11 protein-coding genes and 1 other RNA gene are annotated in these 13,680 nt (G+C 66.6%); 1 reads left to right on the top strand and 11 read right to left on the bottom strand.

The features are described from left to right. Positions 1-6 precede the first annotated feature (6 nt). From ftsW to HNS03_RS12760, 11 genes are all read right to left on the bottom strand, one after another. On the bottom strand, positions 7-1,167 hold the full coding sequence (ftsW, locus tag HNS03_RS12810) for a putative lipid II flippase FtsW (RefSeq protein WP_367195817.1): 1,161 nt from the start codon (positions 1,165-1,167) through the stop codon (positions 7-9). Further along, positions 1,167-2,561, bottom strand: a complete 1,395-nt coding sequence (murD, locus tag HNS03_RS12805; RefSeq protein WP_367195816.1) for a UDP-N-acetylmuramoyl-L-alanine--D-glutamate ligase — start codon at positions 2,559-2,561, stop codon at positions 1,167-1,169. The genes ftsW and murD overlap by 1 nt, the downstream gene beginning before the upstream one ends. A gap of 81 nt (positions 2,562-2,642) precedes the next feature. Then, positions 2,643-3,728 (bottom strand): phospho-N-acetylmuramoyl-pentapeptide-transferase, encoded by a 1,086-nt coding sequence (mraY, locus tag HNS03_RS12800; RefSeq protein WP_367195814.1) that lies wholly within the window; start codon positions 3,726-3,728, stop codon positions 2,643-2,645. Positions 3,729-3,739: 11 nt separating this feature from the next. After that, positions 3,740-6,619 (bottom strand): UDP-N-acetylmuramoyl-L-alanyl-D-glutamate--2,6-diaminopimelate ligase, encoded by a 2,880-nt coding sequence (locus HNS03_RS12795; RefSeq protein ID WP_367195812.1) that lies wholly within the window; start codon positions 6,617-6,619, stop codon positions 3,740-3,742. Between the two features lie 144 nt (positions 6,620-6,763). Then, complete coding sequence (locus HNS03_RS12790; protein ID WP_367196003.1) at positions 6,764-8,449, bottom strand: peptidoglycan D,D-transpeptidase FtsI family protein; 1,686 nt, start codon at positions 8,447-8,449, stop codon at positions 6,764-6,766. A 32-nt stretch (positions 8,450-8,481) separates the two neighbouring features. Beyond that, complete coding sequence (locus HNS03_RS12785) at positions 8,482-8,832, bottom strand: hypothetical protein (protein ID WP_367195810.1); 351 nt, start codon at positions 8,830-8,832, stop codon at positions 8,482-8,484. A 3-nt stretch (positions 8,833-8,835) separates the two neighbouring features. Then, positions 8,836-9,861 carry a 16S rRNA (cytosine(1402)-N(4))-methyltransferase RsmH gene (gene rsmH, locus HNS03_RS12780; RefSeq protein ID WP_367195808.1) on the bottom strand — a complete coding sequence of 342 codons (1,026 nt, stop codon included), beginning with the start codon at positions 9,859-9,861 and terminating at the stop codon, positions 8,836-8,838. Continuing rightward, positions 9,861-10,322, bottom strand: coding sequence for a division/cell wall cluster transcriptional repressor MraZ (mraZ, locus tag HNS03_RS12775; RefSeq protein ID WP_367195806.1), 462 nt, complete (start codon positions 10,320-10,322; stop codon positions 9,861-9,863). Before mraZ ends, rsmH begins: the two co-directional genes overlap by 1 nt. A gap of 370 nt (positions 10,323-10,692) precedes the next feature. Next, positions 10,693-11,092, bottom strand: an RNA gene (gene rnpB / locus HNS03_RS12770) — RNase P RNA component class A. A gap of 172 nt (positions 11,093-11,264) precedes the next feature. Then, complete coding sequence (locus HNS03_RS12765; protein WP_367195805.1) at positions 11,265-11,978, bottom strand: helix-turn-helix domain-containing protein; 714 nt, start codon at positions 11,976-11,978, stop codon at positions 11,265-11,267. A 198-nt stretch (positions 11,979-12,176) separates the two neighbouring features. Then, positions 12,177-12,584, bottom strand: coding sequence for a response regulator (locus HNS03_RS12760; RefSeq protein ID WP_367195803.1), 408 nt, complete (start codon positions 12,582-12,584; stop codon positions 12,177-12,179). Positions 12,585-12,839: 255 nt separating this feature from the next. Between HNS03_RS12760 and HNS03_RS12755 the strand changes: the two genes are divergently transcribed. Next, positions 12,840-13,463: a class I SAM-dependent methyltransferase gene (locus HNS03_RS12755; RefSeq protein ID WP_367195801.1), complete on the top strand. Its 624-nt coding sequence runs from the start codon at positions 12,840-12,842 to the stop codon at positions 13,461-13,463. Positions 13,464-13,680 lie beyond the last annotated feature (217 nt).

The following is a 13,680-nucleotide window of genomic DNA, read 5'->3' as shown; positions in this document are numbered from 1 at the left end:
GTCCGATCAAGCGGGCTGGGCGCGGCGCTCGCCGAGCGCGCTGGACATCGGCCCGATTTGGACCGGCTTCGGCCTGCGCCGCGTCAGGGCGAGCACGAAGCCCATCTCCAGCGCGACCGCCACCAGCGACGAGCCGCCATAGGAGACGAACGGCAGCGTCATGCCCTTTGCCGGCATCAGGTGCAGGTTCACCGCCATGTTGATCATCGACTGCACCCCGAACAGAATCACCAGGCCGGAAATGGCCAAGCGGGTGAAGGCGTCGCGTTCGCGCATGGCATGAGTGAGGCCGCGCAGGACCACGAAGGCAAACAGCGACACCAGAATCAGGCAGACGATCACGCCGAACTCCTCCGCCGTGACGGCGAACACGAAGTCGGTGTGGGAGTCCGGCAGGATGCGCTTCACGGTGCCCTCGCCCGGGCCGCGTCCGAACCAGCCGCCGCGCACGAAGGATTCAATTGCCGTATCGACCTGGAAGGTGTCGCCGGAGCTCGGATCCAGGAAGCGGTTGATGCGCTTGGCCACGTGGGGAAGGTTGGCATAGGCGGCGCCGAGCCCCACCCCGCCAAGCGCGCCGAGCGCGACCACCCATTTCCACGGCATACCGGCCAGGAAGAACAGCGCGCACCAGACGATCGCCACCAGCATGGTCTGGCCGAAGTCCGGCTGGGCCACCAGCGGGGCGGTCACCATCACGAGCAGAAGCACGGCGAACAGCTTGCCCGGCAGTTCCGGTCGCTTTCCGCCCTCGGCGAACAGGAACGCGGTCAGGATCACGAACGCAGGCTTCAAAAACTCCGAGGGCTGAACCGACAGCCCGAACAACGACAGCCAGCGCCGGGCTCCCTTGGCCTCATCGCCAAAGAACAGGGTGGCAATGGTGGCCACCAACATCACGATGAACAGGATCAGCGCCGCGCGCCGCACCTTCCGGATCGGCAAGAACGAGACCGCGATCATTACCACCAGCGCCGGCACTGCGAAAAAGGCTTGGCGGATCACGAAGTGGTAGCTCTCGAGCCCCAATCGCTCGGCGACCGGGGGACTGGCGGCAAAAGACAGGACGACGCCGCCGGCAAGCAGTGCCACCAGCGAGACCAGCAACAGCCGGTCGATCGTCCACCACCACTCTGCAACCAGGCTCCGATCGGCGCGCGAGACCATCAGGACACCCTCCGTGCGATATCGTCGAGCCGGCCGACGAGCGCCTTGAAGGCGTCGCCGCGGACTTCGAAGTTCGGGAACTGGTCGAATGAGGCGCAGGCCGGCGACAGAAGCACCACCGGCTCCTCCGCCGGATCGGCCGCCGCATCCTGAGCCGCCAGGGTCAGCGCCGTCTCGAGATCGCCCGCGACGGTGGCCGGCACCTTGCCTTCCAAGGTGGCTGCGAAGTCGGGCGCCGCTTCGCCGATCAGGTAGGCCTTGGCGACTCGCGGAAAGAGATCGGCGAGCGCGGCAATACCACCGGTCTTCGGCCGACCGCCGGCAATCCAGTAGATCCGCTCGAAACTCGCAAGCGCGCGGCGGGCCGAATCCGCGTTCGTCGCCTTGGAATCGTTGACGAACAGAACGCGGCCATGGCGCGCCACCTGCTCCAGCCGGTGGGCGAGCCCCGGAAAACCGGGCAGAGCCTTCGCAGCGGCGGCAACATCCATCCCGAGCGCGACCAGGACGGCGAAGGCCGCAGCCGCATTCTCCGCGTTGTGACGCCCTCGCAGGCTGGCAATACCCTTGAGGTCGACGATCTTCTCTCGCGGACCGCCATGGGCGCGGTAGAGCACCGTGCCCTCGGCATAGACGCCTTCGGCGACCGGACCGCCGGTGGAGATGCGGAGCGTCGGCAACCCACGCGCCTCACGCCGCTCCGCCATCGCGCGGGAAAAGTCGTCGTCGACGCCGATGACCGCCGTCTCGGCCTGCGCGACCACCCGCTCCTTGATCGCGGCGTAGTTTTCAATCGTGCCGTGCCGGTCGAGATGATCCTCGGAGATATTGAGGTGCACCCCGACCGTCGGAGCGAGCGAAGGCGCCAGATCGATCTGATAGGACGACATCTCCAGCACCGCCGCATCGCCGGCGCGCGGCAATGGCAGCTCCAGAGCCGGCACGCCGATATTTCCGCCGACTGGCGCCGTCACGCCAAGTGACGTGAGGAGATAGCCGATGAGCGCGGTGGTGGTGGATTTGCCGTTGGTCCCGGTGATCGCTACCAGCGTCGCCTCGGGCGCACGAGCGCGGCGCTCGCGCTCGTAGAGTTCGATATCGCCGATCACCGGCACGCCGGCCGCCTTGGCAAGCTCCACCGACCAGTGCGGTTTGGGATGGGTGAGCGGCACGCCGGGCGCCAGCACAAGCGCCGCATAGGCGGAAAGATCGAGCGTGCGCAAATCGGCGGTTGCCAGGCCCTCGGCAGCGGCGGCGGCGACCTTGGCCGGCTGATCGTCGAACGAGACGACATCGGCACCGCCGGCGGCGAGCGCCTTGGCCGTGACCAGGCCGGACCCGCCAAGGCCGAACAGCGCGACCTTCGCGCCGGAGAAGCAGGCAACCGGAATCATCGACGGCCTCCCTTGATGAGAAGCCGACGCCCTGTCCCTGCCCGTTTCTCCGTCCGCTCGTGCCGCGCCAACGTGCCCCCCTTACCGCAGCTTCAAGGTGGCCAGGCCCAGGAGCGCCAGCACCACGGCCACGATCCAGAAGCGGATCACGACCTGGGGCTCCGTCCAGCCGAGCTGCTCGAAATGGTGGTGGATCGGCGCCATCTTGAAGACGCGCTTGCCGGTGAGCTTGTAGGAGGCGACCTGAATGATCACCGACACCGCCTCCAGCACGAACAGGCCGCCGATGATGGCCAGCACGATCTCGTGCTTGGTGGCGACCGCGATCGAGCCGAGCATGCCGCCCAGCGCGAGCGAGCCGGTGTCGCCCATGAAGATCGCCGCCGGCGGGGCGTTGAACCACAGGAAGCCGAGGCCGGCCCCGATTAGCGCGCCGCAAACCACCGACAGCTCGCCCACGCCGACCACGAAGTGAATTTGCAGATAGTCGGCGAAGACGACGTTGCCGGAGAGATAGGCAATGACGCCGAACGAGCCGGCCGCGATCATCACCGGCACGATCGCAAGCCCGTCGAGGCCGTCCGTCAGGTTTACCGCATTGCCCGCGCCGACGATGACCAGCATCCCGAACGGGATGAAGAAGAGCCCGAGATTGACGATGAAGTCCTTGAAGAAAGGCAGCGCCAGCGCGGTGGAGAGTTCGCCCTTACCCAGCCAGGCGACGGCGGCGGCGGCAAGGCCGGCCACGACCGCCTCGATCAGCAGTCTCATTCGGCCAGAAAAGCCGCGATCGGTGGCCTTCGTCACCTTCAGATAATCGTCGTAGAAGCCGATCAGCCCGAAGCTCAAAGTGACGAACAGGACGATCCAGACGTAAGGGTTGCTGAGGTCCGCCCACAAAAGCGTGGCGGCAAGCAGGCCGAACAGGATCATGAGCCCGCCCATCGTGGGCGTGCCCTTCTTGGTCATCAGGTGGCTGGCCGGGCCATCGGCACGGATCGGCTGGCCTTTGCCCTGGCGCAGGCGCAGGCTCGCGATGATGCGCGGCCCGAACAGAAACACCAGGAACAGGGCCGTCAGCAGCGCCCCGCCGGTGCGGAAGGTGATGTAGCGGAAAACGTTGAGGAAAGAGACCTGTCCGGCGAGATCGCCCAAGAGGTAGAGCATGCGGCGTTCCCTCAGCCCATTGATCGATGCGGTGAAGGGGACGCGTAGCGCTCGCACAAAGCCGCGACGACGTCGGTCATGCGGCTCGCCTTGGAGCCCTTCACGAGGATGACGTCCCCTGCCGTCAGGGATTCGCGCACGGGTGCGACGAGCTCTGCGGCGGTCATCGCATACGCGCCGCGGAGGCTTGATGGCAACGCATCGAAGAGGTGCCGCATGAGAGGTCCCGCACAAAATACGAGGTCTATCCCCGCTTTTTCGAGGGATTGTGCGAGCTCCCTATGAAATTCTGGGGAATTATTGCCGAGTTCGAACATGTCGCCGAGGGCGGCGATCCGTCGTCCCCCTGGTCCGGTCGGGGTTAGCGCAAGCACATCGAACGCAGCTCGCATGGAGCTGGGATTGGCATTGAAGGCATCATCGATCAGCCGCGCGGATCCGCCGGGAAGCGACAGCATGAGCTGCCGGCCACGCCCGGCCCCTGCCTCGATCTCACCCAGAGTAGCCGCGCCGGCCTCGACATCGGCGCCCAACAGATCGACGGCCGCCAGTACAGCCAGCGAGTTCTTCGCCGCATGGCGCCCGGGCGCGCCGACCTCGTAGCGGACCCGCCGGCCGAACACGTCCGCCGTCACCTGAGAGCGTTCCGGTCCGGCATCAAGCTCGACTAACCGAACGTCTGCGTCGGCGCGTTCGCCGAACCGCACGATCCGCCGCACGCCGGCAGCCTTGGCATCGGCCTCCAGCACCGCCGTCACCGCATCATCGGCGTTGACGACCGCCACACCACCCGGCTCAAGCCCGGTAAAGATTTCCGCCTTGGCGTGGGCGATCGCCTCCACCGAACCGAAGAACTCGATATGGACCGGCCCGACCGTGGTCACCACCGCCACATGCGGGCGCACCATTTGGGTCAGCGGGATGATCTCGCCGGCATGGTTCATACCGATTTCGAAGACGCCGAACGCGTCTTCGCGCGAAAGTCGAGACAGGGTCAGCGGAACGCCCCAATGATTGTTGTGGGACGCCGAGGATGCATGAGTCGGCCCGCTGGCGGAAAGGGCAAGGCGGAGGGCTTCTTTCGTCCCGGTTTTGCCGACGCTGCCGGTAACCGCGACGATCTTCGCCTCCGACCGCGCACGGGCGGCGCGGCCTACATCGCCGAGCGCATCCAGCACGTCCGCGACCTCGACCGCCGCCCGCCCATCCGGCACCGCAACGCCGGAATTGGAGACCACGGCGAGATGCGCGCCGGCGCCATAGGCGGCGTCTACGAAGGCGTGACCGTCGAAGCGATCCCCTTTGATCGCGAAAAAGGCATCGCCCGGCTGCAGCGTGCGGGTGTCGATCGAGATCCCGGTGACGGGCAAGTCGGGACCGATCAGACGGCCATGCGCCGCCATGGCGATTTCGGCCGTGGCCCACAAGGGCGCCGGCTCGGGAGCCTCCATGTCGCGCACCGCCGCTTCCACTTCCGCGTGATCGGAAAAAGGATGCGTGACACCGCCGACGATCTGGCCGGTTTCGTGGCCCTTGCCGGCCACCACCAGGACATCGCCCTCGCCCAGCATCGCCACGGCTTGGCGGATTGCCGCGCGTCGGTCGCCGATTTCCTTGGCACCGGGGGCGGACGCCAAGATCTCGGCCCGGATTGCGGCAGGATCTTCCGAGCGCGGGTTGTCGTCGGTGACGATCACGACATCGGCGCCACGCGTGGCAGCCGCACCCATCAGCGGCCGCTTGCCGCGATCGCGGTCGCCGCCAGCGCCAACCACCACGACAAGACGGCCCGCCGTAACCTCGCGCAACGTCGCCAACACCGTCTCCAGCGCATCCGGCTTGTGGGCATAGTCAACGAACACGGGCGCGCCCGTCTTGGTGCGCGCCACCAGCTCCAGCCGGCCGGGCGCGCCTTCCAGCGCCTCCAGGCTCGTCAGCGCCATTTCGGCCGGAACGCCGACGGCAATCGCGAGCCCGGCTGCGATCAGCGCGTTATCGACCTGGAACCTGCCCAGCAGCGGCACATGAAGGCGATATATACGGCCCGCCGCTTCGACCTCGATGGTCTGGCCCGTCGCATCCGGGGCGACGGAACGAAGCCGGAGCGCCGCGCCGGACGTGCCAACCGTCATCAGACGCAACCCGCGTGCGGCGGCCGTTTTGGCGACAGCATCGCCGCCGGGCGCCAGCGGATCCACCACCACCGCGCCATCCGCAGCCACAAGGGTTTCGAACAACCGCAGCTTGGCCGCCAGGTAGGCTTCGACGGTCGGGTGATAGTCGAGATGATCGCGGCCGAGATTGGTGAAGGCAGCCGCCTTGATCGCGACCCCGTCGAGCCGACGTTGGTCGATCCCGTGGCTGGAGGCTTCCAGCGCCAAATGGGTAATGCCGGCCCCCGCCAGCTCAGCGAGCCGCTGATGCAGATGCACCGGGTCCGGCGTGGTCAGGCTGCCATAGTCCGCGCCCTGTTCGGTTACGACCCCAAGCGTACCCAGGCTCGCCGCCTTCTCGCCGGCTTTGGCGAAGATCTGGCGGGCGAAGGCGGCAACCGAGGTCTTGCCGGCGGTCCCGGTGACGGCGACGACCGTCTCCGGCTGGGCACCGGCGAACCGGGCCGCCATCAGCGACAGCCGCCGCCTTGGATCGGCGTCGCGCACCACCGGCACTGCGAGGTCGGCCGGCACGTGCGCGTCTTCGGCAACCAGAACCGCCGCCGCGCCCTTCGCGGCCGCCTCGCCGACATAGGCCGCGCCGTCCACGCGCGTGCCAGGCAGGCCGGCAAACAGAACGCCCGGACCCACCTCACGGCTGTCCGCCGTCAGGCCGGTGATCTCGACATCCCCCGCAGGGCCGAGATCCAGATCCGGAGCAAGGTCCGAAAGCCGCATATCCTGTCTCACCTCTCAGGCCCCGTCCGCGTCGGGCCTTGATTCAATTCGGACGCCGCCGGGCTTTTATTCCCCGACGAGCGTCCGCCATCGCTCACGCAACTCTGCTCGGCGCGCGAATCGCGCCGCCTGTCCTAGCTTTTGCTAGTGATCGTCATAGGACACCAGCAGCGTCTTCGCTTCCGGCTCGTCGAACTTCGGCGGCACACCCAGCATCGGCGCGACACGGCGCACGATGTTGCTGACCGTCGGCGCGGCATTCCAACCCGCCGTGGCGTAATATTTCCCCGGTTCCGGCTTCGGCTCGTCGAGCATGACCAGGACCACATATTGCGGATCGTCCATCGGGAACGCCGCCAGGAAGCTGTTGCGCCGCTTGTCGTGGGCATAGCGGCCGTTCACCACCTTGTCGGCGGTGCCGGTCTTGCCGCCGACGCGGTAGCCTTCGACGCGGGCATTCTTGCCGGAGCCCTTCTCCGCGTTCATCGTGAAGAGTTCGCGCATCGCCTTGCTCGTCGCCGGCGAAACCACCGGCTTCGCCAGCTTCAAGGCTTCCGAGCGGGTGCGCGGAAAGAAGGTCGGCGGGATCAGGTTGCCACCGTTCATCAGCGCCGCAGCCGCGACGGCGGCATGCATCGGGCTCACCGAGATGCCGTGGCCGAAGGAGATCGTCATCGCGGCGATCTCCGACCAGCGCGGCGGCAGGATCGGCTGCGCCGTTTCCGGCAGCTCGGTCTGAACCGGCTCGAACATGCCGATCCGGCCCAGGAATTCCTTCTCGCTTTCGATACCGACGCTGAGCGCCATGTGAGCGGTGCCGATATTGGAGGAGTGAATGAAGATTTCCGGCACACTCAGCGCGCGGCCCATGCCATGGAAGTCGCGAATGGTGTACCCACCGATCCGGATCGGCCGGCTCGCGTCGAAGCTGTCGGACATCGACACCTTGCCGGAATCCAGCGCCATCGCCGTGGTGAAGGTCTTGAACACCGAGCCGAGCTCGAAAACACCCGCCGTCGCCCGGTTCATCCGGTCGGCTTCCAGCGCCTCCGACGGATCGTTCGGATCGTAGTCGGGCAGCGAGGACATAGCCATGACCTCGCCGGTGTTGGCGTCAAGGATGATCCCGACCGCGGCGATCGACTGGTAGCGCTCCATCGCTCGCGACAGCTCGTCGCGCACCGCATGCTGAACGCGAATGTCCAGGGAGAGGCGCACGGGGGCGAGATCCTCGCCGGTGCGCGCCATGCCGGCGGCGTGAAGCGCGGCAAGGCCGTGATCGTCGATATATTTCTCAAGCCCCGCGATCCCGGCGTTGTCGACATCGACCAGGCCCAGCACATGGCCGGCGAGCGCACCGCCGGGATAGAAGCGGCGGTTTTCCGTCAGAAAATCGATGCCGGGCACTCCCAGGGAGTGAACCCGCTTGCGCTGCTCGTCCGTGATCTCACGCTTCAGCCAGACGAAGCCCGCATCCGAGGCAAGCCGCCGGCGGGTGGTGGCGGAGCCCAGGTCCGGCAGCACGGTGGAGAGCGACTCGATCGCCTCGTCCACATCGAGCACCCGACGCGGCTCGGCATAGAGCGAGGCGGTCGACAGGTCGGTGGCGAGGATTTCCCCATTGCGGTCGACGATATCCGGACGCGCGGCGGAGACCTCCTCCTGGGCGGTCTGATAGGCAACGTTCGGGCGCTCCTCCGCCATACCCAATGTCACCAGACGACCGGCGATGACGAGATAGATCGCGGAGAAGACCGCCATCGCGAGCACGATGCGGTTGCGGCCCCGCTCGGCTGCCTCTTTCTGCGGATCGCGGGAAAGGCGAGACATGCCGTCGGCAGTTTTGCGGTCGGTTGCCATCGTTATCCCCCTTGCCCGACGAGACCGAGCGAGCCGGTCGAAACGCCGGTGTCGTCATCGATCGGCGCCGGTCGCCGCGGTACGTCGTCGAATGTTCCGATCTGCTTCGGCTCGATGGGAGCGAGCTCCAGCAGATCCTGATGCTGATCGACCAGACGCTGCAGGCGGCCGGGATCGTCCGCCGCGCTCCAGGCCGCACGGAGCTTGGCGATCTTCGCCTTCTCCTCCGCGATTTCCTGATCGATGCGGTGGGCGCGTTCGGCCGCGCGCTCCGCGTCTTTCTTGATCGCGAACACGGCGGCCGCCGTGATCAAAACCGCCGCGAACAGGATCGTGAGAGTGGCGCGGTACATTGCTCAGGCCTCCCAGCCGGCAAGTGCCGGCACATTGGGCACGCCGAGCGCGCGCGGATCGATCGGACGGGCGGGCGCGGCCGTGCGCACCGCGGCGCGCAGACGCGCAGACCGGGCTCGGGGATTGATCCGGGTCTCGTTCACGCTCGGCTCGACCGGCCGCTTGGTCAGCAGCGAGAACGTCGCCTCCGCCAGATCCGCCTCGGGCAGATGGCGCGAGCCGCCCGGCGTCACCCGGCTGCGGTCGGCCAGGAAGCGCTTCACGATCCGGTCTTCCAGGCTGTGGAAGGCGACCACCACCAGCCGGCCCGCCTCGCGCAAGACGCGTTCGGCCGCCCCCAAAGCGGCGGCAAGCTCGTCCAGCTCGCGGTTCACGTAGATCCGGAGCGCCTGAAAGGTGCGGGTGGCGGGATGGATATGGTCGGCCGCCTGGGGCACGACCCGGGCGATCAGGCTCGCCAGATGGTCCGTGGTCTCGATCGGCGCGGCTGCGCGTTCGGCGACGATGGCGCGCGCCACCGCCCGCGCCCTGCGCTCTTCCCCCAGCCGGGCGATGATCTGGGCAAGCGCGCGCTCCGGCGCAGTGTTGACGAGATCGGCCGCGCTCGGCCCATCGCGCCCCATCCGCATGTCGAGCGGTCCGGCATGACGGAAGGAGAAGCCGCGATCGGGGCTGTCGAGCTGGAAGGAGGAGACCCCGATATCGAGCACGACACCGTCGGCTTCGGGAACCCCCGCCGCCTGACCGAGCTCGTCGAGCTCCCCGAAGCGGCCTTCGGCGACGATCAGACGATCGCCCCACGCCGACGTCATCTGGCGCGCCCGGGCGATTGCGTCGGGATCGCGATCGATGGCGACGACGGTCGCGCCCGCTTCCAGGAACGCCGTCGTATAACCGCCCGCGCCGAAAGTGCCGTCGATCACCACGTCGCCCGCCTGGGGCGCGAGATACTCGACCACCTCGTCGCGCATCACCGGCAGATGCCGGCCGTCATCGGGGGATGGTGGGGCGCCGTCCCAAGCCGCCATCACGCGCCCTCCCCGCTCGCGGGAGAGCGCTGGTCGATGCGGCCGAACGCCTGGCGCATCGCCTCGGCGCGATAGGTCGCGAACCGCTCGGGCGCCCAGATCTGGAATTTGTAGCCAAGGCCGACGAAAACGACCTGATCGGTGATGCCGGCATGCGCCTTGATCGTATCCGACAACATCACCCGGCCCTCTCCGTCCACCTTCAAGATCTCACTGACGCCGAACAGTGCCGTCGACACCATGTCGTGGTCGCGCGACAGCGGCGGAAGCTTGTCGAGCTGCTCGTGGATACGCTCGAGCAGCACGTTGCCGCCGGCATCCACCGCCGGCTCGTGCAGCGAGGGAAAGCAGTACAGCCCCTCGAACCCGTCACGGGTCAGGACGGCGCGGAACGCAGCCGGGATCGACACGCGCCCCTTCGCGTCCAGCTTGTTCGTGTAGTGCGACACGAACCCGTGCATCGGCCTTCCCGTCCTCGACCGCCGGGCCATCGACCGGATCGAGCTGGCCCGCAGCACTGTTCAGGAGCTGTGCACGCCTCCGACCCGCCCCGTCGCTCGAAAGCCGTCGCCGCATGGGTGCGGCATGGGATTTCGGAGTGAACCGACAGGGTAGTTTTGGGATATCATGGGGGATCATGGGCGTCAATGGAATCCAATGGGACAGCATGGATTCCACAGGGCCCAATTGGGCGCGCGCGCCCTGCGGCGACAGCCACCTGGGATTGTGGCTCGCCCAGAACCGAATCTAGTCGCTGATCGATTAAGAAAAGGTCGACGCACGCGGCGCGCTGCGATGCGCACCGAGATCGACAGACGGAAAAAAGGAGAGATTGCCAGCCGGCCTGTAAGCCGGGTTCTGTAAGGCGTCCGGAGCATGTCCGGACACGTGACGGCCATTCCTCTGGGACGCCCGTTGCCGAGCGCCTCACGCGACCTACCCGAACGGCTGGTCTGGAAATCGACTGGACGCTAAAGACGTCCGCACCGTTCCTATTCGGTCTTGCTCCCGGTGGGGTTTACCATGCCGGTCCTGTTGCCAGTCCCGCGGTGGGCTCTTACCCCACCCTTTCACCCTTACCGGCGCGGTGGCCGGCGGTTTGCTTTCTGTGGCACTTTCCCTAGGGTTTGACCCCCGCCGGGCGTTACCCGGCACCGTATTTCCATGGAGCCCGGACTTTCCTCCCCGGCGACCTTTCGGCCATTGCCGGAGCGGCCGTCCGGCCGGCTGGCGCCCTCCAATAGGGGGTTATCGAAGCCGAAATCAAGAAAGACGCCGCCCGGAGAGCCCGAGCGGCGCAAGTTATCCCAGATCGAAGGGAGGAGGGAGAGGGTTGAAACCGCGATCAGCCGCGGTCGTCAAAAACGGGACAGAGAAGCAGCACGCCCGGCCCGTCTGAGAAGCTAGTGCATCCCGCTCTGACGGCAGAGCGCACATACGTCGGTGATCTTCAGCCGGTCCTGACGGTCGGCGGTCAGAAAGCCCTTACGCTTCATGCCGGAGATAATACGGCTGACGGTTTCGATGGTGAGCCCGAGATAGTCGGCGATCTCCTGGCGCGTCATGGTGATCCGCACCACCGCCTCGTCGCACCCGCTTTCCGGACGCCCACGGCAGCGCTCGCCCAGCCCTCGGCCGGGCACCATGTGCATCAGATAGCTCGCCACCCGCTCGAACGCCGACTTGCGGCCGAGTAGAACGGTGTGTTCGCGCAGGTCGGCGACCTGACGCAGGAGGCAGCGGTTGACGTGGCGCTGCAGCTCCACGGAATCCTCGATGTCGCGGCGCTCGATCGCCTTCAGAACCGACGGGACCAGCGTCTCCGCAGCGCTGTCGTGATCCTCGCCGGACGGCAGGCCGAACAGATCGCCCGGCCCAAACAATCCCACGACCTGGCGACGCCCGTCGGGCAACAGCTTGAACAGCATCACCGCGCCGTCGACGATCTCGAAGAACCGATCCGCCGGGTCGCTCTCATAGTAGATGATGGTGTGCTCAGCGAGGCGAACCGTTTTGGAGCGGATGGAGGCGCGCAGCGCTTCCCACGCCGTGGTCTCAGCCGTCACGGCGGCCGGAGCGGTCCGATCGGTATCGCGGGCGGAGTAAAGGGTGGTCATCGTCGCCCTCACATAGAGACGGTGTGATCATGCTCGCAAAGAGCGGTGCCTCGTCTCCCGGGTTTCCGAACCGGCTTTCCCGACGGAAAAGCCGTTTCCCCGGTCAACGGTTGTCACACTACTCGCCTCGCCTACGAAAAATAGTCAGGCGGGTTACGTACGATGAAGCCCTTAGGGGAAATTGCGGATGACGGATCGTCACATAGCGTCAGGATCGGACTTCGATGGCGCCGCCCCGCCTTCCCGGCCAAGCCGAGGGTCGGCGAACAGCGCGGCAAGCGCCTTGTCATCGAGCGGCTTGCGCAGCACCAGCGGTGCCGGCTCGTGGCGGAAGGCACGGGTGAGATAGCTCTCCGTCTGCCCGGAAATCGCCACCACCCGAGGCGGGTCCTGCAGGCGGCGCACCCAGCGGATAACTTCCGCCCCGCCAATACCCGGCAGACCCACGTCGACGATGACGAGATCGTCCCGGACCGGCGGCGTGGCTTCGAAGAAGCTCTCCGCCGATCGATGCAGGACCGCCCGCTCCCCGTTCATTTCCAGGAGCAGGCTGAGCGCGTCCAGAACGCTGGTGTCGTCTTCAAGAATGTGGATCGTCACGGTCATGCCCACGGCGGCGTTGAACCCGAGACGTATCCGAGCCAGGGCGATCGCAACATGACGCAAGTCAAGCTTCAGCGACTCCTAATATGCAACCTCGCCCGCGAGCGCCGTTTCCGCCCAAGTAGAACCACCTGAGTGACCGGAAATGGCTGCAGCTTCTCCGCTCCGGCTCTCTCCCCCGCCGCCTTTGCCGTTGAAAGTGCGATCTGCGACACTCATGTCGTATTCAGGATATCGCAGACATTAGGAGAGACCCGAATGGGTTCAGACACCTCGATTCTCGATCGGCTCTATACGATGGACGGCGGGCCCGAGGTCTGCCGCGACGTCTATGCGGACTGGGCGCGCGACTACGATCGCGACACCCTCGAAGGCATGGGCTATGTCGGCCCGGCGCTGGTCGCGGAGGCGCTTGCCGAGCAGGTCGCACCGACAGCGGAAGTCCTGGATGCGGGCTGCGGCACTGGTCTGGCCGGCGCCGAGTTGGCCGAGCGCGGGTTCACGACCATCGACGGCATTGACGTTTCCCGCGACATGCTGGACGTCGCCGCCGACAAGAAGGCCTACCGCAAGCTCGCGGAAGCCGACATGACCGCGCCGCTCTCGATCCCCGACAACAGCTATGACGGCGTCGTATGCGTCGGCGTCTTCACCAACGGCCATGTCGGCCCGGAAGCGATGGCCGAGCTCGCCCGCGTCACCCGGCCCGGAGGCGTGATCGTCGCCACGGTGCACGAGAATGTCTGGGACAAGGAGAACTACGCCGACCATCTGGCGGCGATGGAGGATGCAGGCCGGCTCAAGGTGCGCCAGACACCGATCGCCCCCTATCATCTGAAGGAGAACTATCAGTGCCGCCTGTGCGTGCTTGAGGCGAAATAGCGCAAATCCCAGGAAAAGTGGGAACCGGTTTTCCGTCCGGGATTTGCTCTGAAAATAAGCGCTCACGCCAGCGAGCTTCGCTCGCGGCTGCGCGGGCGCGGCCCATTAGGGCCGACGCGCGGTCGCGCGCTGGCTGCGCGAAATCCCAGGAAAAGTGGGAACCGGTTTTCCGTCCGGGATTTGCTCTGAAAATAAGCGCTCACGCCAGCGAGCTTCG

It is taken from the genome of Amorphus sp. 3PC139-8, assembly GCF_040750475.1.
GTDB lineage: Bacteria > Pseudomonadota > Alphaproteobacteria > Rhizobiales > Amorphaceae > Amorphus.
This window is presented reverse-complemented; position numbering and strand designations above follow the sequence as displayed.